A 25272-nucleotide genomic window follows, 5' to 3' on the forward strand; every position below is an offset into this window, starting at 1 on the left:
CGAGAGCGGGGTCGTTATACGAGAAAAGGGGCTGCAGGTCAGGGACGCTCAACAGGGTAACGTTCTGGCTGCCCAAAACGGCCACAGCGGGATAATCGTTTGCCCAAATTAAGCGCTGCGCGTCGGGGAGGGTGGTTTGACCGGCAGGCTGGAAATGACGGGCAGGCGTTGGGGAAGGAGAGGGGGTAAGGGTCGGGGGAGGGGCAGCGGTCAGGGTTGGGGTAGGCGGCGGAGGGGTCAGGGTTGGCGGCTGTTTGGGGGCGGAAGGCAGACAGGCCGTCAGAAGGAGCAGGAGGAGAAGGGAGAGGGGGCGGAGAGGACAGGACATTAGTTGTCCGGCAAAAAATCGTAACGAAGTTCACCCAAATCATATAATCGTGGTTCTTCTACGGAAAACAGCATGTCCATTGATGTTTTTGGATCGTTAAGAAGATAGGAGTTTATTACCCGATCTAGAATGAGGCCATATTTATCAAACTTTACGTTCAGGAATGTGAATTTACCGTTCTCGTCTGTTATTGCTCTATTTGAAGAAAATCTGTCAAAAGATACTACCCTTTCAATCCCTTGTTCATCTTTTAAGACAGGGGCAAGGTACAAAATTGCGTCTGAGACAGGATAAATGTTGCCATCTTTTTCGATCACCAAGTAGCCTGTGATGATTGCCAGCGATGGATCTTGAGTTGATTGTTGAATGGGATGTTGTTCTACTGTGATTTCTATTGCTGGTGCCGGGTAAGAGTTAACAGATTGAGGGTCTGACCCAGAAGGGGGATATGTTGTGCCAATTTTTGGTTGAAGAGTTGTTGTTGGGGAGCAACCAATCAATAATACTGCAAGGAGGATTTGTAATAGAAATTTTATCCTTGTCATGTTTATTCCTTAATGAGTCATAAAAATCTACCCAAGTGAATTCACTTGGGTAGATTATACTATAACGTATGTTGCAAACCTTAGTTGTTTATGCCTTCATAAACAAGGAGTTGGTCGGAAGTGGAGCTAGGACCAAGCTCATTAACCACAGCAACAATCTTCCCGGACCCGCTTGCGGTACATGTCCCCGATCCGACATAGCCATTCGCTATCTTACCATTTTGAAGATCGGTCAATGCCTGCCCAGGATTTAATGTGCCTGAAACACTATATGATGTTCCCGTAAATGTGCAGGTCACAGTTGTTGAGGCGGTTCCGACGTTCATAACATTGAAACCGGTGAAATACCCAGAGTTGCGATCCATTATTAAGGGCATGACAACTTTGTTGGTGGCAAGCGCCGGATCGAAACCACTGTAGGATTCACCATTTCTGTTTGGCAGTAATTGATTGACGATCACAACAAGGGGTTGATTGGCGCTGTTTGAAGTAACTTGTGCTGATCCGATGAAGCGCTGACCCCGAACACAGGTCGATCCAGATATTGGGGATGTTCCAGGGCTGAATGCCTGCAAAGCAAAAGTTTGTGAAGAACCCGGATTAATTGTTTTGGTTTCGGTGCAGGAGGTACCTGCTGAGGAGGGAGTGTAGGTTACAGTGACATTTGTAGCCATTGCACCGACGTTCTGAATCTGTACGCCTGTGATATAGCCGCTATTATTCGTATTAATCAGCGGCATAACTGGATTTACACTACCAGCGCTGAAGCCATTATAGGCAAACATGACTTGGCTACTCTCCTGGATTGCTGCGGTCACAATCGGCTGATTACTGGTAATGGTTCCCGAAAAGACTGCTAGAGAGTGAGTTTCCGTGGATTGGAAGTAGGTCTTCGATCCATTTAACGGGATGGTGTCGGTTCGAGAAGTTCCGTCACTGTAATTAATGGTAATATTAGCGGGACCAGTGCCGATGTTTTGAACATTGAACCAGGTGTCAAAGCCGCTATTTCCTTTCATCAACAAGGGTAATGAGGCTGTTGTAGCGCCTTGTGAAGCCCCAATGTAGGAGGCGGCAGCAAGTCCATTATTGCCCAAGATATTTACAACCGCGGCTACTTTGGTTGTAGATGAAACAACAGCAGCTCCATTGAAACCTGAACTGACTCCAAGCGGGAAGTAGGTTTTAGAACCAGATGCTGCTATTGTGTCGTTTACAGTGGTATCCACCGAACCATCTTGCTTGTAAAAGGTCAATGTTACGGTCGCGGATGTTGCCTCAAGGTTTTGGACCTGGATACCAGCGGTATAACTAAATTTGCCTTGAGCTGAAACGATAGAAGGCGCAATTGTCAGTGATAGGAAAAGACTAATTGCTGCTATCAAGGTAATTAGCTTTGTGATTTTCATAGAATTCCTCCTATTCTCAAAATTTGATTTGGTCATATTTTGAATATACTTAGAAAATATCCCAAATCAATAATTCTTTTGGATTATTCCATGTCAGCTGGGATAAATATATATCCTATTAGTGCCCATATAAAGTCGTAAATAGTTAATAATAGTCGGGCAATTATTGCAACCAAAACTGATATGGATGATGGAAGGATAACGGATAACATTAAACTTAGGGTTACTTCTCCAATTCCAAAATTAGATGGTGCAAAAAAAAGTGCCGATGAGACTAAATTTACAAAAGCGACACTGCCTATGATAAACAACAATTCTGTGATTTTGATGTTTAAGATTGTATTTATTATCAGGAAGAGAATAAGGCCATTCCCGAACCAAATTAAAACATAGATAAAAAACCACTCCAGTAGAGTTTTGTAGTTTGGGCTCTCAGCATCTGTTTTAGTGATTCTAAGAATCCATTGAATTGTGCGAGGGTTTACAATAACCAAACTCAAAGTAAAAATTCCAATTGCAATTGGAATATATTGTGACTGTTCGATTATTTTTTCAAGTGCAAAGGTAAAACCAACAACAAAACTGGAAATTAACAATAACGCATATTCGATGCCGCTTGCAATCGTGGTTAATCTTTTGGGAATTCCTCTCGATTCATATAATTTCATCCGTCCAACGACATACCAAATAGTTCCAGGGATTCTTTTTAGAAAGTTTGAAATCCAATATGTTCGATAGTGAATTTTCCAATCCAAATTAAATCCAAGATAGCCCAATATTTTGCTCCACACGAAACCCATTAGCATGATGTTTATGGAGAAGATAATGAAAGTTCCCAACAACGGTAAGACTCTAATTTTCCATTCAAATTCCCAAATTGCATTCTTCTCACGTAGAAAAAGTATAATTAAAATACCAATTGTAAATAAACCAAAAATAGTCGGAATTATGTAATTGCGTTTTGCTTTTCTAAAGTAATTTTTCATAACCTATGATTTAGGTTTGCAGAGAAAAATAAAATGATTACTCAGATTAAGAGGAATGAGGCGACTAATGAGTAATCGAACAAATTTTTGGGGTCTATGAAGATAATAATTGAAATCTTGAAATGTTTTTGGTAATTGGACTTCATTGAAACCAATCACTTTAGTAATTATTAAATTGTTTTCAGTAAGCAAAGATTTCCAAGTGTTCAGGGTAGCATATCGTTGAATAGGTTGGTTATCATAAAAAACTTCTCCTTTTTGAGCTACATACTTGATATTTCCTAATAAACCAAATAAATTGGGTAAGAGAATGCAAGCTTTACCTTCCGGCTTCAGAATTCTTGCAATTTCACGGATTCCATTTTCTGGATTTAGATAATGTTCTATGCTTCCAATGTTAAAAACATAATCAACCGAATTGGAACGAATGGGTATTTTTTCCGCATCAGCATTAACCCAAGATATTTCATTATTTTGACGTTTTGAAGTGATTAATGGGTAAAGTACAAAATCTATTGCAACAGATTGAACATTCCAATGGTTTGCTAAACAAGCTAATCTACCTTCCCCACAGGAGACATCGATGAGTAATTTACCCGGTTCTGGATTAAGAAGTTCAATCAACATTAAGTAAAAGGAATCGAGATGAGAAATTCCTCTCTCATGATAAATTTGTTCGTATGCTATAGAAGAATTCTTTGTGTTTTCAATTCCAGAATGTTTTATTTCAATCATGTACTGTACTCTTCTCCTTTACTGTTGTAACTACCATTAGTGATCCCAATCCAGCTTTTGAAACCAGATAAAATAAAGGCGCACTAATAATTCTAGCCAAAGGTGAATAAAGGAACGAAATCATTTTCGATGGGTGATTTAGATCCAATTTTTGTTTTTGCGTTAAAAAAAATCTGAGACTTAGTAGAAAAGTTGTATAGCTGCCAATATTAGTATTAAAGTTCAAAATTGAAAATCCGGTTCTCTCTAGAAAAGCGGTAATGGATTTTTTGCTAAACACGTATAAATGGCGAGGGGCATCCCATCCCGCCCATTCAGATTGAAATATGATCCTGTCCAAGCTGTTAAAATTAGGCACGCGTAAAATTAATAATCCACCAGGTTTCAATATGCGATTGATCTCTGAAAGAGATCCTGCCGGATCGTAAAGGTGTTCGAGAACATCCCATAAAGTAATTACATCAAAAAAATGATCAGGGAAACCACAATCCTCTAGCGTAGTGTTAAATATATTTAGATATTTTTTCCTGCTTGCGAGTTCTGCAGCGTATTTGCTGATTTCTACGCCATATAAATCCCATTGGGTATTTTTTCCATAATGGCTGACTTCGTCTAGGAAATCTCCAGTAGCACAACCGATATCAAGCAATTTTCCACTGTTGCGATACTTTAGGACAAATCCTTTCCTTTTTTGCAAGCCATATCTCAGAATCTTTCCCATTAACCAGGAGGAGTTGAGGTTTATGGGTTGATAAGATTCATAAGAGTCGGGATAGAATTTTAGAATATCTTGCTGGGTTACTCGAGGATTTTGATATATCAACCCGCAATTAACACACTTTACAAAAGAGAACTTATTAGAAAGATTTCCCAATAACAAATCTGGTATTTGGTTAACAGAAACATATTCATTGCAATTACAAAAATTGCAGTTAGTGTATTCCAGATTTATTTTTTCAGTTAATTTTGAATCGGCAACCATCGAACCAGCCTTTTAGAAATGAATAAGCCCCATTAAAATCCAGGTGAAATATTTGAATTAATCCCCTTAACGAAGTAATCATGAAAAATAACAGCAAATTTATGAATCGCTGAATTCCGATCGAATATCTTCTAAAGAATATCACTTGATTCCTTGTTTTCAAGTAGTTTCTGCGGGAAGAATTCCTGTAAGTGCTTGCTGAAATGAGGTGCCACATTTTTGCCTTATTAATTCCTACACATTTAAAATTTTTCATTTTTGCACGCCAACAAAAATCTACTTCTTCTCCATACATAAAGAGATCATTATCAAATAATCCGATTGTTTCAAATACTTTTCTCTTTACAATCATTCCTGCCCCATTTGCAAAATCCGCCTTCAAAACCGGGGGTATTTTTCCGCGATCAATCTTATTCTTCCACCTACTGTAACTGAACAAGGTGCCTGGAACAGTTTTCTCTCCAACAAACCATATTTTATTGGGTGGTGAGTGATAATAGATCAAGGGGGAAATGATATCATAATCTTCCTTCAAGTTTTGTGATATACGCAAAAAGAAATCCTCAGCAATGTATGCATCATTATTAATTAGAAATACCCAATCGGCGCCTCGATTTAATGCTTCGTTGATCCCTTGATTGGCAGCCGCAGCGAAACCTTTATTCTCGTTATTGATAATGAAAATAATTTTATCGCCAAATTTTTTCCTTATTTTTTCAACTGAATGATCTGTAGAACCATTATCAACAACAATAATATTTTCTAAAAATAGCCCAGCTTTTATTAGGCTATCAATACAAGCCATGGTTGGTTCAGCAAGATTCCAATTTACTATAATTGTGAATAAATTTTTGAGCATGAAAAAATAAAACTCACTTGCCTTTTATCAGATTTATACAAAGAGTATAATCTAATTTGAACTTGATTTGGATTGATTTATGAGAATATTATTCTTATCTGGCAGAGAGATTGAATATCAAAGAAATACATTTGTACTAAATTTGCTAAAAAGATTTGGTCACGTAGATGAGTTTCAGTCGGGATTTGAAAAGTTTGTCAGGGGATCAATCCTACGGAGAACGCTTTTACTATATGCTTACCTTAGTTTGAAAAAAACTTTCAACTACGATCTTATCTTTGTTGGATTTTATGGGCACTTACTAGCAATTTCTTTACACCATACGTTTCGTGCTCCAGTTATTTTTGATGCTTTCATCTCAACGTATGATACTTTATGCTTTGACAGAAAAACGTTCTCTCCAAAATCCATTTTTGGACGGTTGGCATATTGGTTGGATAAGAAATCCTGTGAGTTTTCAGATATTATATTGTTGGATACCCCTCAACACATAGAATATTTTGTTGAGGAATTCAATCTTAATCAAAAAAAATTTTTCTGGTTACCTGTTGGGTGTGATGAGAATATATTTTTCCCTCGTAAATATACCCGAAATACTGATATAGATCTTAGAGTTCTATGTTATTCAACTTATTTACCCTTGCATGGAATGGATATCGTTATTCGTGCTGCGCACAAACTATTAGTTGAAAAACACATAAAGTTTCAACTGGTTGGCAATGGGCAAGAATTCTCAAAAATAAAAAACTATATTGATAAAAATAAACTCACCAACGTCACTCTTTTACCTCCTGTGACACTACCAGAATTGCCCACCTTGATAAGTGAAAGTGACGTGATTTTAGGTGGTCACTTTGGTAATTCAAATAAAGCCCAAAGAGTGATTCCTGGCAAAGTATATCAGGTGCTTGCAATGCAGAAACCCCTCATTGCTGGTGATACCTCTGCAAATCGAACATTGCTTTCACACGGTGAAAATTCAATATTAGTGCCCCCGAATAATCCAGAGTTGTTAGCTGAAGCGATATTACAACTCAGAGATAACGAATTCTTGAGGGATAGGATATCTGAAAACGGTAGATTATTATTTGAAGAGAAATGTAGTGTTGATGCAAATACCGATAAAATGAGAGAAATTATAAGTTATATTCAGGGGATGTTATGAAAGTAATTTTTGTAACGTTGGGATTTTATCCTTTTAGAAATTCGGGATTTGATGTTAGTGGAGAGCGTTTTGTCAGATTGCTACTTGAAGATGGTATTAAGGTAACCGTAATAGCAGGGGGGGATTCTCGTATCCGAGAAAGATACTGGCATCCAAACCTTAGGATAATACGATTACCTTTCAAAAAGGATAATTGGATTGGTTATTCCTTAAGAGCGGCTAGACTCATTAATAATCTTGACGGTATAACCCACTTTTGGGATGTTTACCTGGCATATTTTTATCAAAAAGAATTTGTAGCAACTTTACATCAATCTTTTCGTCAAAGGAATGAAATATTGTCATTGCATAACATCAACCTCACATCTTTGCTGCTCTATCGCCTATATTATTCTCTTTCCAAGTATTTAGCAGAAATTCCTTCTATTAACCGATCCCGGTATCTCCTTGCGGTTAGTAAAACAACTTTGAAAGAATATACGCATCACTACAATGTGGATGAAAAGAAAATTTTACTGGCTCGTCATTATATAGATCCTGATTTTTTTTCAAAAAAAAGAGAAGTAGAGCAATTGAGAAACCGTTTTGGTTTATCAAAGGATATACCTATCCTTTTGTTTGCTGGTTTTATAAATCGACGAAAGGGTATTGAAAAATTGTTGGAGGCGATTGAATTAGTAGATTACGATGTATATCTTTTGATTGCTGGAAAGTGGCAATCACAGAATTACCGCAGGTCTGTGTTTTCAAAATTAAGCTCAACTATGAGGGACAAGGTGATAGAAATTGGATTTGTGCCTGATGATCAGATGCCTTATTTATACTCGCTTGCGGATGTTTACATAACTACATCACTTTTGGAAGGTTTTGGATTACCAATTGCAGAATCCCTTGCTTGCGAAACGCCTGTTATTGCAGTTGAGAGTGGCGCCACACGAGAAGTTTTAGGCCCAGGGGGGCTATTGTTGCCAGAGGTTGACCCTTTGATAATAGCAAATTCGATTCAGTTGTTGATAAAAGATAAAGAATTGCGTCTATATCTTGGTAAAGTCGGTAGAAACCACGTAATTCAAGAATTCAATAAAGATTCTTTGTTGTGCAGTGTGTATCAAGCCTATCGAACTTTATCGTGAGTAACTTTTTTTTGTAAATACAACAATTCTTCCAGTAATTTTCGATTAAAACTAATCAAATCTGCTACCAGCCCTATCAATAGCGTCTGAAAGCCCACAATGATCAACACGGCACCGAGTAACAGGGATTGAATCTTACCTTCACCTTGACCTATAAAGAAAAAGTAGACGAACCGTATCGCAGGGATCATCCCTATTCCAATTAAAATACTGCCTATGATGGTGAATACCCTCAACGGCCGGTACATTGTGTAGGCGCGGACTATGGTTACCGTGGAGTGGGTCAGGTATTCTGTGATGCTGCGCATCAGCCGTGAAGGCCGTTGGGGTGGATTGGTACGTACCGGCACACTGAAGATTGCAAAATTCTGGCTGCCGGCCTGGATCAGCGTTTCCAGGGTGTAGGAATAGTTGCTGAGTACATTGGTGCGCAAGGCGACCTCACGGGTCATGGCACGAAAGCCGCTGGTGGCATCGGGTATTTCTAATCCTGCAGCTTTTGAAACAACTTTGCTCCCCCACTTTTGTAGCTGTCGTTTAAGCGGTGAAAATGTTTCTAAATTGGCTACTCCTCGATCTCCGATGACCAGCTCGGCTTTACCTTCGAGGATCGGTTGGATTAACAACGGGATATCTTCAGCGTGGTACTGATTATCGGCATCGGTGTTTACAATCAGGTCGGCCCCTAATCGAATACAGGCATCCAGCCCAGTGCGATAAGCATTTGCCAACCCGGCATGCTTTTTTATCTGAACAATATGATGAACGCCGGCTTGCCGCGCTACTTCTATTGTGTTGTCCGTGCTGCCATCATCTACGATCAGATATTCAATTTCATCCACACCCGCAATCTGCTGAGGAAGCTGCGATAGCGTCAGCGGCAGGGTTTCGGCCTCGTTATAACAAGGAATTTGAATGATGAGTTTCATGAACGTGTGGTTAGTATACCAAAATCCATTGCAATTTGGGATAATCCCTTGTTCTATTATCCCCTATAATTAAACCACCATTCACTCACCGTGGGGAAATATGCTCAAGCGCTTCATAATCCTTCTCTCCCTGACTCTTCTCCTGACCGCCTGCCGGGTACTGCCGGAGCCGACGCCTGCACCGCTTCCGACCCTGGAACTGCCGGTTCTCCCGTCCCCCGCTACACCCACCCCTTTCCCTTCCCCTACGCCCCTGCCCAGCCCAACACCCTTGCCTTCTCCCACCCCAACGCCAACCCTGCCTCCCTTCATCCCACTGGATCAGGCTCCGCTGTTTGCCCCGCCCTTTGCCCACCCTGAGCCGGCCTGTGGGTGGATGGGCCTTGCTGGGCAGGTCTTTGACGAGGAAGGCCGTCCGCTCAATGGCATCATCGTTGCGGTGGTTGGGAATGTGGCCGGTACGGATGTGGATACTTTGGGATTTACCGGCCTTGCTCCGGCCTACGGTCCCGGCGGCTATGAAGTCACCCTGCACAACGGGGTTGCCCCGGGCATCTTTTGGGTGCAGCTGTTCGATCTGGCGGCGCAGCCGCTCAGCGAACCGCTCAATTTTGCCATGCTGACCGATTGCCAGACCAGTCTGGCGGTCATCAATTTTCGCCAGCTGGATGCAGCCTTTCAACCCGTACTGCCATAATTAGCCACAAGTTAACAAGATTAGCGTTTGGTTAAAAACCGGCTGCAATCTCCCCTGCAGCCGGTTTTTTGGCTCTGGCGGGCGGGGTGCGCCCTTGACCCAGACTGCCGCCCGGTTTATAATTCAGCCACTGAATTTTAGAATATGACCGAACTTTCGACCGAATCGACTCGCGACCTTGTCATCCTCGAAAAAATCGAACAGGATCCGGATGCCACGCAGGCTTCGTTAGCGGCTCAGCTGGGTGTAGCGGTTGGAACGATTAACTGGCACCTCAAACGTTTGATCGCCAAAGGGTATGTCAAGGTGCGGCGCGTAGAGCGCCGTAAATTACGGTATATCATCACCCCGGAGGGGCTGGCGCTGCGCGCCCGCCTCACCTTGGATTACATTCAAAATTCGTTCCAACTCTACCGGCTGGTACGTTCACGGGTGATTCATACCCTGGCAGAGGTGCGCAAAATGGGCTATTCCGCCGTCCGTCTGAGCGGAGATGGTGATGTTGCCGATGTTTGCCGCCTCACCTGTCTGGAGCAGGGAATCCACATTGTGGACGACCCCGCCGTGCCAATGCTGACCATTCAAGGCCTGAAAGTTACCATTCAAACCGAGGAGGATAAGACAGCGTGAATTCAACCCCCCCTTCATTCTGGCAAAACAGGCGCGTGTGTGTAACCGGCGGCGCCGGCTTTCTTGGCTCGTTTGTGACCGAAAAGCTGCGCCAGCGCGGCGCGAATGAAATTTTCATCCCGCGCTATCCGGAATATGATCTGGTGCAGCCGCAGGACGTGGAACGGCTGCTGGACGACGCCCGCCCGGATGTGATCATTCATCTGGCTGCCCATGTAGGCGGGATCGGCGCCAATCGTCTGCACCCGGCCGAGTTCTTCTACGACAACCTGATGATGGGCGTGCAACTGATGCATCAGGCCTGGAAACGCGGTGTGGAAAAATTTGTTGCCATTGGAACGGTGTGCGCTTATCCCAAATACACCCCCGTGCCTTTCCGTGAAGATGACCTGTGGAACGGGTATCCCGAAGAAACCAACGCCCCCTACGGGCTGGCAAAAAAGATGCTGCTGGTGCAGGCGCAGGCATATCGCCAGCAGTACGGTTTCAATGCGATTTTTCTCCTGCCCGTCAACCTCTATGGGCCGCGCGATAACTTCGACCTCGAATCTTCCCATGTCATTCCGGCCTTGATCCGCAAATGCATCGAGGCACAGGAAAGCGGACAGGAAACGGTGGAAGTGTGGGGGGATGGCAGCCCGACGCGCGAATTTTTGTACGTAGAGGATGCCGCCGAGGGAATTTTGTTAGCAACCGAACGTTACAACGGCCCTGACCCTGTCAACCTTGGCTCCGGCTTTGAAATCAGCATCCGCGACCTGGCAGAGTTGATCCGCCGCCTGACCGGTTTTGAAGGCAAACTGGTGTGGGATACCAGCAAACCCAACGGGCAGCCGCGCCGCGCGCTGGATATCAGCCGGGCTGAACGTTACTTTGGCTTTCGCGCCAAAACGGATTTTGAAGAAGGTCTGCGCCGTACGATTGAATGGTACCGCCAGAATCGCCTTGTTAAGGCTTGAGGAAAGAATGGACGGGCAGGAGATTCCTCCTCCCGCCGCCGAGAAATCAACGCATATGGCAGAACGAGCACAAACCAACGTGACTTTTATCCGACCGGCGCGCGGCTGGATTGCGATTAACCTGCGTGACCTGTGGCTATACCGCGAGCTGGTTTATTTCCTCACCTGGCGGGATATTAAAGTCCGCTACAAGCAGGCTTTGCTGGGTATTGGCTGGGCAATTTTTCAGCCGCTGCTCAGCATGGTCATTTTCACCGTCATTTTCAACCGCTTTCTGGGCGTCAAGCCGGATGCCGGTATCCCCAACGAGTTTTACCCCATCTTCGGCTTTGCCGCACTGCTGCCGTGGCAGTTCTTTCAGGGCGCGCTGCAGCGCGCCAGCGTCAGTCTGGTGACAAATGCCAACCTGTTGACCAAAGTCTACTTCCCGCGCCTGATCATCCCGCTTTCGGCTGTGGCGGCCGGCCTGGTTGATTTTGTGTTTTCCTTCCTTGTGCTGGCAGCCATGATGATTTACTTCGGTGTGCCGTTCACCGTCCGCCTGCTCTGGCTGCCGCTCTTTTTGCTGCTGGCCCTTTTGGCAGCCCTGGCGGTGGGGTTGTGGCTTTCGGCGCTCAATGTCCAGTATCGCGACGTTCAGCACATGGTGCCGTTCCTCCTGACGGCCTGGATGTATGCTTCACCGGTGGTCTATTCGGCAGAAGTCATTACGGTATCACCCTTCTGGCAGGCAGTATATGCGTTGAACCCGATGGTGGGCGTCATTCAGGGCTTCCGCTGGGCATTGTTTGGCACCAACCCGCCGGGCCTTTCCATGCTGGTTTCGGCGGGGGTGGTGCTGGTTTTGTTCGTGTCGGGTTTGTTTTACTTCCGGCGCATGGAGCGCATCTTTGCGGATATGATATGAGCGACATTGCCATTCGAGCCAATCGTTTAGGAAAACAATACCGTCTCGGTGCGCTTTATGAGCAGCGATACCGCACCCTGCGCGAATCGTTGGGCAGCCTGCTCAAAGGCGGTGAGAGGAAACCCAAAGAGACCATTTGGGCCTTGCGGGATGTGTCCTTTGAGGTCAAACAGGGGCAAGTGCTGGGGGTGATCGGCCGCAACGGCGCCGGTAAAAGCACCTTGCTCAAACTGCTTTCGCGCGTGACCGAACCCACCGAAGGCGAAGCCGAAATTCACGGGCGGGTTGGCTCACTGCTGGAAGTCGGCACGGGTTTTCACCCCGAACTGACCGGCCGGGAGAACATCTTTCTCAACGGCGCCATTCTGGGTATGCGCCGTACCGAGATCGAGCGCAAGTTTGATGAAATTGTCGCCTTTGCGGAAGTGGAACAATTCATAGATACGCCGGTCAAACGCTATTCCAGCGGCATGTACCTGCGGCTGGCGTTTGCTGTGGCAGCGCATTTGGAGCCGGAGATTCTGGTGGTGGATGAAGTGCTGGCGGTGGGAGATGCCGAGTTTCAACGCAAGTGTCTGGGCAAGATGGGGGATGTTGCCCGCGAAGGGCGCACGGTATTGTTCGTCAGCCATAACATGTCGGCCATCCTGCGCCTGACCGAAGAAACGCTGGTGATCGAAAAAGGGCGGCTGGCGCTGCGCGCACCCACTCCGCAGGCAGTGGATTATTATCTTTCGCGCGGTTTCAGCCGCGAGGGAGAACGCATCTGGGAGGCGGATGAAGTTCCCACCAGCGCAATGCCCTTCCGTCCACTGGCTGTGCGCCTGCGCAACCCGCGCGGCGAGGTGGTCAATTCCATCCGCTCGGCGGAAGCCAATCAAGTGGAAGTGGAGTACTGTCTGGATGCGCCGATCACCGGTCTGCGTGTGGGCATTTACCTGATGAGTATGCGGGGTGAAACCATTTTCACTTCCTTTGACACGGATGACCCGCACATATTTGAAAAAATGACCGTGCGTCCGGCCGGGCATTATCTCAGCCGCTGCACCCTGCCGGCGGATTTGTTGAACGAAGGCCGTTTTGTGATTGGAATTAATGCCAGTTCGTATCGTGTGCGCCGTTATTTTCAGGATGAGCAGGCGCTCACCTTTACGGTGGATATCACCGGCGCTCCTGGCACGCAATGGCCCGAAACTCGTTTGGGAGCGGTACGACCGCGCCTGGAATGGAAAATTGAGGCAGTTTGACATATGACACCTTCTGGAAAAGATACCATCAAACGCATTCTGGGAAATATCCCCTTCACAGCCGAATTGTACTATCTGGTGCGCCAACGCGGTAAACCGCTGCGCACACGTTTTTCCCTGCGGAATTTGCAGGCGCATTTACCCCAAATCACAGCGCAGGCGGCCGAACTATGCCAGAAAGCCCCTGCCGGCAAAAAGATTTTCATCTTTGCCACGCTGCATTACTGGATTGAACATGCCGCGCTGGTGGGGATGGCGCTTTCCGCTCAGGGACACAAAGTTACCCTGGGTTACCTGCCCTACGCCGACTGGCAAAACGACATCAACCGCTTTGACCTGCGCCGCCAGAACGCCTATGCCCGCAAAGTGCTGGAAGAAGCCCGTCCATTGATGGACTCGATTTCGTTCGTTTCGGTACGCGCACCGTACACCCCCCTACCCGCCGACGTTGCAGCTGCGGTACAGGAAGTCAGTACCTTTGACTCCCAGTACACCTTACAGGTGGAGGAAATTGACCCGCAGTCCGAGATATTCAAATTGCGCTTCAGCCGCAACCGGGAAATTGCCCAGGCGGTGCTGGCTTATCTGCGACAGAATCGGCCGGATGTGGTCATCGTTCCCAACGGCACCATTCAGGAACTGGGTGTGGTGTATCGGGTTGCCCGCCATCTCAAACTGCCAACCGTGACCTACGAATTCAGCGACCAGCGCCAGCGCATCTGGCTGGCATACAACAGCGAAGTGATGCGCCAGGATACCAGTAAATTATGGGAAGCCAGCAAAGATCAGCCGCTGCGCGAAGATCAACTGGAACGGATGCGCAGCCTGATGATGGCCCGCCAGCGCGCTTCGATGTGGGAAAACTTTGCCCGTCTGTGGCAGGGAAAGCCTGCCGAAGGCGGCGAGCAGGCCCGCCAAAAACTGGGGCTGGATCAACGCCCGGTGGTACTGCTGGCCACCAACGTCCTCGGCGACAGCCTCACGCTGGGGCGGCAGGTCTTTTCCAAATCCATGGCGGAATGGATCAGCCGTACGGTGCAATACTTCATCGGCCGCCCGGATGTGCAGCTGGTCATTCGCATACACCCTGGTGAGGTGCTCACTCATGGTCAGTCCATGGCTGATGTGGTACAGGAGGTGCTTCCGCGCCTGCCGGAGAATATCCGTCTGATTCGCGCCAAGGATGAAATCAACACCTACGACTTGATGGAAGTTGCCGATGTGGGGCTGGTCTATACCACCACGGTTGGACTTGAAATGGCGATGATGGGGCTGCCAGTCATTGTGGCCGGAAAGACTCATTACCGTGAACGCGGCTTTACTTACGATCCCGATTCATGGGTGGCGTATTTCAAACTGCTGGGGCACATTCTGGAAAACCCGCCTGAATACCGCCTCAGCCGTGAACAGGTCAATCAGGCGTGGCAGTATGCTTACCGCTTCTTCTTTGATTACCCGCAGCCTTTCCCGTGGCATCTGGTACGGCTATGGGAGGATTACAAGAACACCGATTTGAAAACCGCCCTGACCGGCAGCGAAAGCGAAGGTTACCGACGTTCGTTCCGTTTTCTGGCAGGCGAACCAGTCAACTGGGACTATATCAAGGACAATGGCGGCAAGTCCTGAAAGGTGGGCGGCCAGAGATGAGCGAGACGCAGGTCAAGCAAAAAGTACGCGAATTTTATGATCAGATCGGCTGGCAGCAGGCAAGCAGCGGTCTGTATCAAAACGCGCGTTACGAAGACCTGCGCCCGGTTTCTCGCCAGTACATTCACCGCTGCCACCTGCGCATTAACCGCCACCTGGCCGCGCAGGGAGATTTTTTGCTGGATGCAGGTTCTGGTCCGGTTCAATACCCTGAATACCTGAACTATTCACAGGGCTACCGCTACCGCGTTTGTGCCGATATTTCGATCCTGGCTCTGCGGGAAGCCCGTAAACGGCTGGGTGAACACGGTTTGTATGTGGTCGCCGATGTGGCAAACCTGCCCTTCCGCCGCGATGTTTTTGATGGAGTGGTTTCCCTGCACACGCTCCATCACCTGCCTTTGGGCGAACAAAAACAAGCCTACCACGAACTGTACCGCGTCCTGAAAGGCGGGCGCAGTCTGGCAGTGGTCAACGGCTGGACGGATTCGCCGCTGATGCGCCGCCTGGGCTGGCTGGTGCGGCTGATGGAAACCATCGGGAAAACAATTGCCCGTCTGCGGAGAAGAGAAAGCCGGCCTGAAAAAACGGGCCAGACGGCTGAATCCTCTGCAAATTCCACCCCCACCGGCACGTTTGTGGAAAAACTGGATGCCGGCTGGCTGCGCCGTGAACTTTCTGACCTGCAGCCCCAAATCTGGGTCTGGCGCAGCGTCAGTGTGCGTTTTCTGCGGGCGGTGATTCACCGGGCGCTGGGCGGCCGCCTGTGGTTGGGATTGTTATACGCGCTGGAAGAGCGCTTCCCGCATTATTTTGGTGAAAAGGGTCAATATCCCCTGATTGTGATTCATAAACCGAAAGGATAACGAACCGCTGACGGATGGGCAGCATGGCCCGCCCCTGCGGAAGTGGAGGAACCTTGTATGGACTGGAGCGATAAAGTAGTACTGGTGACCGGCGGAACCGGCTCATTTGGCAAGAAGTTCATCCGTATTCTGCTGGATGAGTACCGCCCGCTGAAGGTGATTGTCTTCAGCCGCGATGAATTGAAGCAGCACGAGATGCGCCAGGCTGGTTTTGATGACAAACGGCTGCGTTACTTCATCGGCGATGTGCGCGATAAAGACCGTTTGCACCGCGCCTTCAACGGGGTGGATGTGGTGGTTCATGCGGCGGCGCTCAAACAGGTGCCGGCTTGTGAATATAACCCGATGGAAGCCATCAAAACCAATATTCTCGGCAGCAGCAATGTGATTGACGCTGCACTGGATGCCGGCGTCAGCCGCGTCATTGCCCTCAGCACGGATAAGGCGGTTAATCCGGTCAACCTGTACGGCGCCACCAAACTGGCCGCCGAAAAACTCTTCATCCAGTCCAACAGTTATGCCGGTGGTATGGCGACCCGCTTTGCGTGTGTCCGTTATGGCAATGTGGTCGGCAGCCGCGGCAGCGTGGTACCGGTCTTTCTCAAGCAGCGTGAGAACGGCGTGATTACCATCACCGATAAACGGATGACGCGCTTCTGGATTTCGCTGGAGCAGGGAGTGCGCTTTGTGCTGCGCTGTGCAGAACAAATGCTGGGCGGGGAGGTGTTTGTTCCCAAAATTCCCAGTATGAAAGTGGTGGATCTGGCAAAGGCGGTTGCACCGCGGGCGGAAATCGAAACGATTGGCATCCGTCCGGGCGAAAAGCTGCACGAGGTGCTGATTTCGGAGGACGAATCCCGCACTACGGTTGAGCTGGAGGATATGTATGTGGTTCAGCCAGCCGAATCGCTCTGGTTTGGACGCGAGTGGGAAAGCCGCGGTAAACCGCTGCCGGATAATTTCCGCTACGCCAGCAACACCAACACCGATTGGCTGACCATTGAAAAAATCCGTGAGATCATTCGACCGATTGAAGAGGCTTACAAACAGGGAACGCTGGAATGATGCGTATTCTGGTTACCGGTGCCAGCGGCCTGCTGGGGTTGAATTTTGCCCTGCGTTACCATGCTGATCATCAGGTCAGCGGGGTAGTGCATCGCAACCTGCTGCGCAATCCACCTTTTCATCAAATTGCTGCGGATTTGACCGACCCCTCCTCCCTCGAAGCTGTGCTGGAGCAGACAAAACCGCAGGTGGTACTGCACTGCGCCGCCATGGCGAACGTGGATGAGTGCGAACGCCAACCGCAGCGCGCCTTTCAGGTAAACGTTGAGCTGCCGGCAGCGCTGGCGCGCGCAGCCGCGCGACACGGTTTTCGATTGGTTCATCTTTCTACCGACGCAGTATTTGATGGCCAGCGCGGGGATTACACCGAAGAAGATACTCCCCATCCGTTGAGCGTTTATGCACGCAGCAAATGGCAGGCCGAACAGCAAGTTTTGGAAGCCTGCCCGCAGGCGATTGTCGCGCGGGTTAACTTTTACGGCTGGAGTCTTTCCGGTCAACGCAGCTTGGGGGAGTTTTTCTTCTACAACCTGAAAGAAGGCAAGCCGGTCAGGGGCTTTACGGATGTGTTCTTTTGTCCGCTGGAAGCCACTCAACTGGCTGACCTTTTATTGAGGCTGGTGGAAAAGGGTGCGGAGGGGTTGTTTCACGTCGTCAGCAGCCAGTGCCAGTCCAAATATCAGTTTGGGGTGAGTATTGCCCGTCGTTTTGGACTGGATGAGAGCCTGATCGAGCCGGTTTCGGTGATGGAAGGCGGGCTGGTTGCGCGTCGTTCGCCGAATTTGCGCCTGCGCACCGAGAAACTCTGTGCCGCCCTGGGCGAACCGCCGCCCAATCAGGCTGCCGCGCTGGATCGTTTTTATCAATTGTATTTAGACGGTTATCCGCAGCGGGTACGCTCGCTGGCGGACGGCCGCTTGACACAATCGGTCTAATTTCTGTAAAGAAGGAGACGGCAAGATGTCTGTTGAAATCAAAATTGGAAATCGTCTGATCGGGGATGAGCATCCCACCTACTTTGTGGCGGATATTGCCGCCAACCATGACGGCAGTCTGGAACGTGCCAAGTACCTGATAAAACTTGCCAAACAGGCTGGCGCCGATGCCGCCAAATTCCAGAACTTTGCTGCGCCGAAAATTGTTTCGGATTACGGCTTCAAATCGCTGGGATCTCAGCAATCTCATCAAGCCAGCTGGAAACGCTCGGTGTTTGAAGTCTATCAATCGGCTTCCATTCCGTTTGAGTGGACCTATGAATTGAAGAAAACCTGTGAGGAAGTCGGTATAGACTATTTCTCCGCTCCCTACGATTTTGAGGCGATTGATTTTCTGGATGAACACATGCCGGTTTACAAAATTGGCTCCGGCGATATTGACTGGCTGGAAGCCATCGAGCGGATTGCCCGCAAAGGCAAACCGGTCTTTCTGGCGACCGGTGCGGCGGATATTGGCGATGTTCAGCGCGCCGTGCATACGGTTCTGGCGCTTAACCCGCAACTGGTGCTGATGCAGTGCAACACCAACTACACCGGCAGTGTGGAAAACTTCAAATACGTTCACCTGAACGTGCTGAAAACCTATCGTGCCATGTTCCCGAATGTGGTACTGGGTCTTTCTGACCACACCCCCGGTCATGCGGCCGTGTTGGGAGCGGTGGCGCTGGGGGCGCGGGTGGTGGAAAAACACTTCACCGACGATAACACCCGCGAAGGCCCCGACCATGCCTTTGCGCTTGATCCGATTGCATGGGAAGAAATGGTCAGACGCACGCGCGAGCTGGAAATGGCGCTGGGAGATGGAGACAAGCGGGTTGCCGAAAATGAGCGCGAAACGGTGATTTTACAACGCCGCTGCCTGCGTGCTGCCCGTGATATTCGTGCCGGAGAAGTCATCACCCGTGAGATGATTGATGTATTGCGCCCGGCCACCCCCGGCGCCATTCTGCCGCCGGAGATTGACCGTGTGATCGGCACAAAAGCGCTGCGCGATCTGCCGTATGGCAAAGAAATTCGCTGGACGGATTTGGGCGATTGAAAGTACTGTACTTCTCGCGCGATTATACGCCGCACGACCACCGCTTTTTGAGCGCGCTGGCGCAAACACCGCACACCATTTACTACCTGCGGCTGGAACGGCAATCCCGTCAACTGGAAGACCGCCCGCTGCCGCCGCAGGTGGAGCAGGTGGTCTGGCAGGGCGGACGTCAACCGGTTGGCTGGCGGGATTATCCGCGCCTGCTGTCTGACCTGCGGCGCGTGATCCGTCGGCTTCAGCCGGATGTGATTCATGCCGGCCCGATTCAATCGGCTGCTTTTCTGGCGGCTTTGAGCGGCTTTCGTCCGCTGGTCAGTATGTCGTGGGGTTCGGATTTGCTGCTGGATGCCGACCGCTCGGCATGGATGCGCTGGGTGACCCGCTTTACCTTGCGGCGCACCACCGTACTGGCAGCCGACTGCCGCACCGTGTTAGAGAAGGCCGCTCAATTCGGTTTTCCACCCCAACGGGTGGTGCTCTTTCCGTGGGGAGTGGAGCTTGCCCGCTTTCAGCCCGGCAGGGCGGATGCATTTCGGGCCCGGCGCGGATGGCAGGATGCGTTTGTGGTGCTTTCACTGCGTACCTGGGAGCCGCTGTATGGGGTGGATGTGGTGGCGCGCGGCTTTGCTCGGGCTGCCCGCCAGAATCCGCGTCTGCGCCTGTTGCTGCTGGGCGGCGGCTCACAGGCCGGCCTGATCCGTTCAATCTTTGAGCAGGAAGGCGTGCAAGAGCAGGTCTTTTTTGGCGGTCAGGTTAACGGCGATGACCTGCCGCAGTATTATCAGGAAGCGGATTTATACGTGAGCGCCTCGCACAGCGACGGTTCTTCGGTTTCCCTGATGGAAGCGCTGGCCAGCGGTTTGCCGGTGCTGGTTTCGGATATTCCTTCCAACCGGGAATGGATTACGCCCGGGCGCGAGGGCTGGTTGTTTGCCGATGGGGATGACCGCGCTTTAAGTGAAGGTATTTTGCGGGCTGCCGGTCAGCCGGAGGGGTTGAAAGAGATGCGCCTTGCCGCCCGCCGACTGGCGGAAGAGCGCGCCAACTGGCAGGTCAACTTCCAGCGACTGCTGGATGCCTATCAACTGGCGCTAGAGATTGAACAATTGTCCGCATCATTGCACCCAAGCCCATTGAAGGAGCAGGAGTAAATGACTTCAATCCAACCGCAGGTGGTTGCCATCGTTCAGGGACGGATGACTTCCAGTCGTCTGCCGGGCAAGATTCTGGCGGATTTGGGCGGCAAGCCCATGCTTGCCCATGTGGTCGAGCGGGTTCGTCTGGCGCAGACTGTTCAGCGGGTGGTGGTGGCCACCACCAGCGACACCAGCGATGACCCGGTTGCCGAATTCTGCCGGGCGCAGGGGTATGATTGTTTTCGCGGCAGCCTGTTCGATGTGCTCGACCGCTTCTACCAGACGGCGCGGGCATACGCTGCGGATGTCATCGTGCGCATTACCGCCGACTGCCCGCTGATTGACCCGCTGGTCATTGACCAAACGGTTGAGGCCTTCTTTCAATATCAGGTGGATTTTGCTGCCAACCGTCTGCCGCCGCCGTGGAAACGCACTTTTCCAATCGGGCTGGATACGGAAGTGTGCAGCTTTACGGCGCTGGAACGCGCCTGGCGTGAAGCCGCTCAACCACACGAACGCGAGCATGTCATGCCCTATCTTTACGAAGAAGAAGGTCGTTTCAAGGTGCATGTCATCCATGCCGGGCAGGATTACGGTGACCTGCGCTGGACGGTGGACACTGCCGAAGATTTAACCGCCATGCGGGCTTTGTTTGCCCTCTTTCAAAATAATCCCCCGCTCTCCTGGCTGGAGGTGCTGCCGGTCTGGCTGCAGCACCCGGAAGTTCAGTCGTTGAATGCCGGCGTGCAGCATCACTGGTTTAATGAATTTGACGAGCGGTTTGGCAAACGGGAGAAATAAAGAATGCCGTTGTTGACCATCTTCACCGCCCCAAAGCCATTCACCAACCCGCACATTGCAATGATTCAGCGCAATGCGCTGCGCTCCTGGCTGGCGCTGGGTGAGGAAGTGGAGGTTCTGGTGATTGGCGAGGAGGAGGGGCTGGCCGAAACGGCTGCCGAACTCGGCATCCGCCATTTGCCGCAGGTGGAACGCAGTGCTTATGGCACGCCACTGGTTTCTTCCATGTTTGCGCTGGCTCGCCATTCCAATGCCCCGTTATTGTGCTGTGTGAATGCAGATATTATCCTGACTTCGGATATTCTCAACGCGGGGCGCAATTTGCTGGCAACGCGGCAACGTTTTCTGGTAGTGGGACAGCGTTGGGATTTGGATGTGGATGAACCGCTGGACTTTTCGGCAGGATGGCAGGAGCGGCTGCGTGAACGAGTCCGTCATGAGGGAAAGCTGCACAAGGCTACCGGCTCGGATTATTTTCTCTTTCCGCGTGAGTGTTTTAATGATATACCGGCTTTTGCCATCGGACGCGCCGGCTGGGATAACTGGATGATTTACGCCGGACGTTCACAGGGCTTTCCGGTGGTGGATGCCTCAAAGGATGTCTTCATTGTGCATCAAAATCACGATTACAGTCATTTACCGGGCGGTCAGCCGCATTATAAACATCCGGAAACGTTGGAAAATGTCCGGCTGGCAGGGGGCAGACGCACCATCTTTGAACTGAGCGATGTGAGCCATCACCTGGTCAATGGAAAACTGGTACGACCTCCGTTTTCGTGGCGGCGTTTCTGGCGTGAGGTAGAAATTTTCCCATTGATTAAATTGCACTCCTATCCACTGGCGGTAGGGCTTTATTTCCTGCTTCACCCACGTAAAGCCTACCGCGAGTACCGTGAAGGCAGGTTGTAGGGAGGGACTTATGCGGCAAGGACAAAACCCGGCAAAACTGGATATGCCTGCTTACCAGCCTCAGCGCCTGGCAATTGCCACACTGGTGTATATTCCCTTTCAGGAGGGTTATTTCGCCCATTCTCTGGAAGTGTTTCTTTATCATCTTGCCAGTGTGCATCAATACACCTCAGAACCATTTAATTATCTGGTGTTTGATAACGGCAGTTGTGCTGAGGTAAAACGCGAGTTGCAATCTTTACATGAAACCGGCTGGATTGACTGGCTGGTGCTTTCGCAGCACAATCTGGGCAAAACCGGCGCTTTGAATTTCATCCTGTCCGGTATTCCCAATCAGTGGGTTTGTTACACCGATTCGGACATGCTTTTCCGCCCCGGCTGGCTGGAAGAATCGTGGAAGATCGAAGCAAACTTTCCCAATATCGGCATGATTGGCGCACAGGTGGTCTTTCCCGACTGGGAGGAGGATAAGGGCAATACGGCTTTTCGGAAAACGACTGACGCGCGTTTTCACTTTGATCAGGTGCAGCCTGAAGACTGGATTCTGGATGAATACTGCCGCGGGCGGGGAATCAGCGGCGAACGGGAGAAAGTTTACCGCAGAATGCAGCTGGATCGGGTGACGAACACTGAAACTGGTGTGCAAGCCTTTCTGGGCGGCAATTCTCATCAGCAGTTCTTAGCGCGGCGTGCGGTGCTGCAGGAAATTCTACCCTTGCCGGCTTCCCTGCAGCTTTCCCGCAAAGAAGATACTTATCAGGATGTGGAACTGGACCGGCGTGGTTACCTGCACCTGACCACTACCCGTCCGTATCTTTATCACATGGGCAATGTCGTGGATGAGGCGCTGCGTCCCGAACTGGAAAAATTACGCCTGCCGGAAAATGTGAAACCCCCTACACTGAAAAAAACTCACACTTCGCAAAAACTGCATCCAGTAGAGCGAATACTTTTTTGGCTGGCGGGTAAACCCGCTTTGCGCCGCCGGCTGGTGCGCCTGTATCAATTTCTGCATCGTACCCTTTCTGAGGTTTCGTGAAATGCGCATTGGTCAGAACCCTGCCAAGTTTGTCAAAGACGTAGCCAGACCGGAACGCATCACGGTTGCCGTGCTGAGTTATATCCCATTTCTGAGCGGTTTTTATGCCGAAACACTGGATGTGTTGAAGGTTTGCCTTGACTCGGCACGCAAGGATGCCGGACTGCCGTTTGATTTGATGGTATTCGATAACGGTTCCTGCGCCGAAGTACAGGACTGGCTGCTGGCTGAACAGCGTGCGGGTAACATCCAGTACCTGATTCTTTCCGAGAAGAATCTCGGCAAAGGCGGGGCGTGGAATATCATCCTCAGTGGTGCGCCGGGCGAAATCATTGCCTATGCTGACAGCGATGTGTTGTTCTACCCCGGTTGGTTGAGTGAGAGTGTGCGATTGCTGGAAACTTTTCCAAATGTGGGCATGGTGACGGCGCGTCCCTTCCGTACCAACCCGGAATTTTACAGCAGTACACTGGCATGGGCAGAAGCCCAGCCGGATGTGCAGGTCGAACGCGGGCATTTCATTCCGTGGGAGGTTTTTCTCGAATTTGATCTCAGTCTGGGACAAAATGAGGAAGAAATCCGCCAGCGGTACGAAACTACGCAGGATGTACGGCTGACCTACCGCGGCGTGCAGGCGATTGCCGGCGCATCCCACTGGCAATTTGCGGCTTATAAGTCCACCCTGGCACAGTTTCTGCCTTTTGAGATGAATCGCCCAATGGGACAGGTTAAACAACTGGATCAGCGTATGAACGAAGCCGGTTTGCTGCGGCTGATGCCCACCCGACCGTATGCAATGAACCTGAGCAATACCTTGCGCGGCTTGAAGGCGGAAAAGCCGGTGCAGCAGCCCCGTGAAGCCATGCGCCGCCATGCCCTGCTGGATTTCCCCCCGCTGCGCCGTCTTCTGCTGGCGCTGTACGATTCAATTTTCCGCTGGTATTATGACCGCCAGTGATAACGGGAGATGAAATCTTACTTTCTATGACGAAGAAACGCATTTTCATCAGTGCTGACCATGGTCTGGCGGTGGTTTACTTCCTGCAAACGGACGTGCTGCCCACCCTGCTGCAGGGCGGTGTTGAAGTGGTGCTGCTGACCGATGACGGGCTGGTTGAGCAAATTCAGCGCCGCTTTGGGCAGCCGGGCCTGACGGTGGAGGGTTTGCGTCTCAGGCAGGCGCGCCACTACTTCGAGAATCACGACCACAGCCTGCAATACTGGCTGCACTTTTTGCGCTGGATGGGCGGCTCGCGGCGCATCAACACCAATGCCATGGACGGCCACCTGCGGCAGATGCAGCATGAAACCTCGCGGCGCGGTAAACTGCTGATGCCTTTCATTCGTGCGGCAACTGCCCTGCTGCGAAATTCAGCGCCTGCCCGGCGGGCGCTGATCGGGCTGCAAATGCGCTATACACCGCAAATTTACCGCGACCTGTTCGAGAAGTATCAACCCTCACTGGTGGTCGCCAGCACCCCCGGCTGGCGTTTGGACCGCTATCTGCTGCGTGAGGCGGCGCAGCGCGGGGTGCGCACCGCAACCGCCATTATCGGTTGGGATAACCCCAGCAGTTACCGTCTGCCCGGCGCGCCGGTGGATTACGCCACCTGCTGGTCGGAAATTCAAAAAGAAGAACTGGTGCTGGGTTCAGACTGGCAGCCGGAACGGGTCAACATCGGCGGCATACCTACCTATGATGGCTACTTCCGCAAGCAGTGGCAGATGAGCCGTGAGGAATACTTTGCCCTGCACGGGCTTGACCCGCAGCGAAAATTGCTGGCGTATGCTTCCAGTTTTGTTACCTTTGCGCCCAATTACCCCAATATCGAAGCCCTGGCGCGGCTGGTGGCCGAAGAACGGCTGGTACAGCCGGCCCAGCTGCTCATCCGCTTGCACCCCAATCATTTCATCCCCGGTTCGCTCTACGAAAAAGAGGCGCACCGCGTTCGTCAACTGGTGCGGGAATTGCCTCATGTTCATCTGGTCGAGCCGGTGCCGTTGGGCGGAGAATTGGGGTATTACTCCGGCGAGGACATGCCGGAAAAATCCTCAATGATGGCGCATGCGGATGTTTTCCTGACTGTCTATTCCACCATGGTGGTGGAAACTGCCATTCACGACCGGCCGATCGTCAGTGTTTGCATTGATACACCCGGCGGCTGGAACACGCCCGGTAAGTTTTCACTGGCGCTTTCGGAAATTGCCGAATGGCCGACTCATTTGCGTTTCCGTCAGGCGGGCGCCGGGCGGGTGGCCTTGAA

General features: G+C 50.2%; 26 protein-coding genes. 18 read left to right on the forward strand and 8 right to left on the reverse strand.

Annotated features, from left to right (window positions below; translation table 11 throughout):
• From VAE48_RS11245 to VAE48_RS11275, 7 genes are all read right to left on the reverse strand, one after another.
• On the reverse strand, nt 1-328 hold a 328-nt coding region (locus VAE48_RS11245), incomplete at its 3' end, for a hypothetical protein (RefSeq protein ID WP_322793421.1).
• Entirely contained in the window at nt 328-873 is a 546-nt protein-coding gene (locus VAE48_RS11250; RefSeq protein ID WP_322793422.1) for a hypothetical protein, read from the reverse strand. The genes VAE48_RS11245 and VAE48_RS11250, both read right to left, overlap by 1 nt.
• Nucleotides 874-953: 80 nt before the next feature.
• Nucleotides 954-2282 carry a hypothetical protein gene (locus VAE48_RS11255; RefSeq protein ID WP_322793423.1) on the reverse strand — a complete coding sequence of 443 codons (1329 nt, stop codon included), beginning with the start codon at nt 2280-2282 and terminating at the stop codon, nt 954-956.
• A gap of 83 nt (nt 2283-2365) precedes the next feature.
• The gene (locus VAE48_RS11260; RefSeq protein WP_322793424.1) at nt 2366-3268 is read right to left on the reverse strand and encodes a hypothetical protein; all 903 of its coding nucleotides are present in this window, start codon (nt 3266-3268) and stop codon (nt 2366-2368) included.
• A gap of 3 nt (nt 3269-3271) precedes the next feature.
• On the reverse strand, nt 3272-4003 hold the full coding sequence (locus tag VAE48_RS11265) for a class I SAM-dependent methyltransferase (RefSeq protein ID WP_322793425.1): 732 nt from the start codon (nt 4001-4003) through the stop codon (nt 3272-3274).
• A complete protein-coding gene (locus VAE48_RS11270; RefSeq protein ID WP_322793426.1) occupies nt 3996-4985 on the reverse strand; it encodes a class I SAM-dependent methyltransferase in 990 nt (329 codons plus the stop codon). Before VAE48_RS11270 ends, VAE48_RS11265 begins: the two co-directional genes overlap by 8 nt.
• Entirely contained in the window at nt 4960-5844 is an 885-nt protein-coding gene (locus VAE48_RS11275; protein WP_322793427.1) for a glycosyltransferase family 2 protein, read from the reverse strand. Before VAE48_RS11275 ends, VAE48_RS11270 begins: the two co-directional genes overlap by 26 nt.
• 79 nt (nt 5845-5923) lie before the next feature.
• Here VAE48_RS11275 and VAE48_RS11280 point away from each other — a divergent pair, with 79 nt between their 5' ends.
• Together VAE48_RS11280 and VAE48_RS11285 are read left to right on the forward strand one after the other, a co-directional pair.
• The gene (locus tag VAE48_RS11280; RefSeq protein ID WP_322793428.1) at nt 5924-7009 is read left to right on the forward strand and encodes a glycosyltransferase; all 1086 of its coding nucleotides are present in this window, start codon (nt 5924-5926) and stop codon (nt 7007-7009) included.
• A complete protein-coding gene (locus tag VAE48_RS11285; RefSeq protein ID WP_322793429.1) occupies nt 7006-8142 on the forward strand; it encodes a glycosyltransferase family 4 protein in 1137 nt (378 codons plus the stop codon). Before VAE48_RS11280 ends, VAE48_RS11285 begins: the two co-directional genes overlap by 4 nt.
• On the opposite strand, the gene VAE48_RS11290 is transcribed toward VAE48_RS11285, so the two are convergent.
• Nucleotides 8124-9071 (reverse strand): glycosyltransferase family 2 protein, encoded by a 948-nt coding sequence (locus tag VAE48_RS11290; RefSeq protein ID WP_322793430.1) that lies wholly within the window; start codon nt 9069-9071, stop codon nt 8124-8126. The two genes, VAE48_RS11285 and VAE48_RS11290, sit on opposite strands and share 19 nt — an antisense overlap.
• 100 nt (nt 9072-9171) lie before the next feature.
• On the opposite strand from VAE48_RS11290, the gene VAE48_RS11295 reads away from it, so the two are divergent.
• From VAE48_RS11295 to VAE48_RS11370, 16 genes are all read left to right on the forward strand, one after another.
• The gene (locus VAE48_RS11295) at nt 9172-9768 is read left to right on the forward strand and encodes a hypothetical protein (protein ID WP_322793431.1); all 597 of its coding nucleotides are present in this window, start codon (nt 9172-9174) and stop codon (nt 9766-9768) included.
• Between the two features lie 144 nt (nt 9769-9912).
• Nucleotides 9913-10398 carry a winged helix-turn-helix transcriptional regulator gene (locus VAE48_RS11300; RefSeq protein ID WP_322793432.1) on the forward strand — a complete coding sequence of 162 codons (486 nt, stop codon included), beginning with the start codon at nt 9913-9915 and terminating at the stop codon, nt 10396-10398.
• On the forward strand, nt 10395-11357 hold the full coding sequence (locus tag VAE48_RS11305; RefSeq protein WP_322793433.1) for a GDP-L-fucose synthase: 963 nt from the start codon (nt 10395-10397) through the stop codon (nt 11355-11357). The genes VAE48_RS11300 and VAE48_RS11305 overlap by 4 nt, the downstream gene beginning before the upstream one ends.
• 55 nt (nt 11358-11412) lie before the next feature.
• Nucleotides 11413-12264, forward strand: coding sequence for an ABC transporter permease (locus tag VAE48_RS11310; RefSeq protein WP_322793434.1), 852 nt, complete (start codon nt 11413-11415; stop codon nt 12262-12264).
• The gene (locus tag VAE48_RS11315) at nt 12261-13511 is read left to right on the forward strand and encodes an ABC transporter ATP-binding protein (RefSeq protein WP_322793435.1); all 1251 of its coding nucleotides are present in this window, start codon (nt 12261-12263) and stop codon (nt 13509-13511) included. The genes VAE48_RS11310 and VAE48_RS11315 overlap by 4 nt, the downstream gene beginning before the upstream one ends.
• 3 nt (nt 13512-13514) lie before the next feature.
• Nucleotides 13515-15137 carry a hypothetical protein gene (locus VAE48_RS11320; RefSeq protein ID WP_322793436.1) on the forward strand — a complete coding sequence of 541 codons (1623 nt, stop codon included), beginning with the start codon at nt 13515-13517 and terminating at the stop codon, nt 15135-15137.
• Between the two features lie 17 nt (nt 15138-15154).
• A complete protein-coding gene (locus VAE48_RS11325; protein ID WP_322793437.1) occupies nt 15155-16024 on the forward strand; it encodes a class I SAM-dependent methyltransferase in 870 nt (289 codons plus the stop codon).
• A 57-nt stretch (nt 16025-16081) separates the two neighbouring features.
• Nucleotides 16082-17089 carry a UDP-N-acetylglucosamine 4,6-dehydratase (inverting) gene (gene pseB, locus VAE48_RS11330; protein WP_322793438.1) on the forward strand — a complete coding sequence of 336 codons (1008 nt, stop codon included), beginning with the start codon at nt 16082-16084 and terminating at the stop codon, nt 17087-17089.
• On the forward strand, nt 17086-18024 hold the full coding sequence (locus tag VAE48_RS11335) for an SDR family oxidoreductase (RefSeq protein WP_322793439.1): 939 nt from the start codon (nt 17086-17088) through the stop codon (nt 18022-18024). The genes pseB and VAE48_RS11335 overlap by 4 nt, the downstream gene beginning before the upstream one ends.
• Before the next feature lie 25 nt (nt 18025-18049).
• Nucleotides 18050-19123: an N-acetylneuraminate synthase family protein gene (locus VAE48_RS11340; protein WP_322793440.1), complete on the forward strand. Its 1074-nt coding sequence runs from the start codon at nt 18050-18052 to the stop codon at nt 19121-19123.
• Entirely contained in the window at nt 19120-20274 is a 1155-nt protein-coding gene (locus VAE48_RS11345) for a glycosyltransferase (protein ID WP_322793441.1), read from the forward strand. The genes VAE48_RS11340 and VAE48_RS11345 overlap by 4 nt, the downstream gene beginning before the upstream one ends.
• Nucleotides 20275-21060 (forward strand): glycosyltransferase family protein, encoded by a 786-nt coding sequence (locus tag VAE48_RS11350; RefSeq protein ID WP_322793442.1) that lies wholly within the window; start codon nt 20275-20277, stop codon nt 21058-21060.
• A 3-nt stretch (nt 21061-21063) separates the two neighbouring features.
• On the forward strand, nt 21064-21969 hold the full coding sequence (locus tag VAE48_RS11355; protein WP_322793443.1) for a hypothetical protein: 906 nt from the start codon (nt 21064-21066) through the stop codon (nt 21967-21969).
• Between the two features lie 10 nt (nt 21970-21979).
• Nucleotides 21980-23008 (forward strand): glycosyltransferase family A protein, encoded by a 1029-nt coding sequence (locus VAE48_RS11360; protein ID WP_322793444.1) that lies wholly within the window; start codon nt 21980-21982, stop codon nt 23006-23008.
• Nucleotide 23009: 1 nt separating this feature from the next.
• Nucleotides 23010-23966, forward strand: coding sequence for a glycosyltransferase family A protein (locus VAE48_RS11365; RefSeq protein ID WP_322793445.1), 957 nt, complete (start codon nt 23010-23012; stop codon nt 23964-23966).
• A gap of 26 nt (nt 23967-23992) precedes the next feature.
• Nucleotides 23993-25272 (forward strand): hypothetical protein (locus VAE48_RS11370; RefSeq protein ID WP_322793446.1); only part of this gene is annotated, 1280 nt, incomplete at its 3' end.

This window comes from Bellilinea sp. (assembly GCF_034432615.1).
Taxonomy (GTDB): domain Bacteria; phylum Chloroflexota; class Anaerolineae; order Anaerolineales; family Anaerolineaceae; genus Bellilinea.

Excerpts from the sequence above, each read along its gene's own strand:
- VAE48_RS11365 (WP_322793445.1), top strand. The coding sequence starts at position 23,010 with ATGCGCATTGGTCAGAACCCTGCCAAGTTTGTCAAAGACGTAGCCAGA.
- VAE48_RS11335 (WP_322793439.1), top strand. The coding sequence starts at position 17,086 with ATGATGCGTATTCTGGTTACCGGTGCCAGCGGCCTGCTGGGGTTGAAT.
- VAE48_RS11300 (WP_322793432.1), top strand. The coding sequence starts at position 9,913 with ATGACCGAACTTTCGACCGAATCGACTCGCGACCTTGTCATCCTCGAA.
- VAE48_RS11270 (WP_322793426.1), bottom strand. The coding sequence starts at position 4,985 with ATGGTTGCCGATTCAAAATTAACTGAAAAAATAAATCTGGAATACACT.
- VAE48_RS11360 (WP_322793444.1), top strand. The coding sequence starts at position 21,980 with ATGCGGCAAGGACAAAACCCGGCAAAACTGGATATGCCTGCTTACCAG.
- VAE48_RS11355 (WP_322793443.1), top strand. The coding sequence starts at position 21,064 with ATGCCGTTGTTGACCATCTTCACCGCCCCAAAGCCATTCACCAACCCG.
- VAE48_RS11350 (WP_322793442.1), top strand. The coding sequence starts at position 20,275 with ATGACTTCAATCCAACCGCAGGTGGTTGCCATCGTTCAGGGACGGATG.
- VAE48_RS11255 (WP_322793423.1), bottom strand. The coding sequence starts at position 2,282 with ATGAAAATCACAAAGCTAATTACCTTGATAGCAGCAATTAGTCTTTTC.
- VAE48_RS11260 (WP_322793424.1), bottom strand. The coding sequence starts at position 3,268 with ATGAAAAATTACTTTAGAAAAGCAAAACGCAATTACATAATTCCGACT.
- VAE48_RS11295 (WP_322793431.1), top strand. The coding sequence starts at position 9,172 with ATGCTCAAGCGCTTCATAATCCTTCTCTCCCTGACTCTTCTCCTGACC.
- VAE48_RS11265 (WP_322793425.1), bottom strand. The coding sequence starts at position 4,003 with ATGATTGAAATAAAACATTCTGGAATTGAAAACACAAAGAATTCTTCT.
- VAE48_RS11340 (WP_322793440.1), top strand. The coding sequence starts at position 18,050 with ATGTCTGTTGAAATCAAAATTGGAAATCGTCTGATCGGGGATGAGCAT.
- VAE48_RS11275 (WP_322793427.1), bottom strand. The coding sequence starts at position 5,844 with ATGCTCAAAAATTTATTCACAATTATAGTAAATTGGAATCTTGCTGAA.
- VAE48_RS11285 (WP_322793429.1), top strand. The coding sequence starts at position 7,006 with ATGAAAGTAATTTTTGTAACGTTGGGATTTTATCCTTTTAGAAATTCG.
- VAE48_RS11325 (WP_322793437.1), top strand. The coding sequence starts at position 15,155 with ATGAGCGAGACGCAGGTCAAGCAAAAAGTACGCGAATTTTATGATCAG.
- VAE48_RS11320 (WP_322793436.1), top strand. The coding sequence starts at position 13,515 with ATGACACCTTCTGGAAAAGATACCATCAAACGCATTCTGGGAAATATC.
- VAE48_RS11290 (WP_322793430.1), bottom strand. The coding sequence starts at position 9,071 with ATGAAACTCATCATTCAAATTCCTTGTTATAACGAGGCCGAAACCCTG.
- VAE48_RS11280 (WP_322793428.1), top strand. The coding sequence starts at position 5,924 with ATGAGAATATTATTCTTATCTGGCAGAGAGATTGAATATCAAAGAAAT.
- pseB (WP_322793438.1), top strand. The coding sequence starts at position 16,082 with ATGGACTGGAGCGATAAAGTAGTACTGGTGACCGGCGGAACCGGCTCA.
- VAE48_RS11310 (WP_322793434.1), top strand. The coding sequence starts at position 11,413 with ATGGCAGAACGAGCACAAACCAACGTGACTTTTATCCGACCGGCGCGC.
- VAE48_RS11250 (WP_322793422.1), bottom strand. The coding sequence starts at position 873 with ATGACAAGGATAAAATTTCTATTACAAATCCTCCTTGCAGTATTATTG.
- VAE48_RS11315 (WP_322793435.1), top strand. The coding sequence starts at position 12,261 with ATGAGCGACATTGCCATTCGAGCCAATCGTTTAGGAAAACAATACCGT.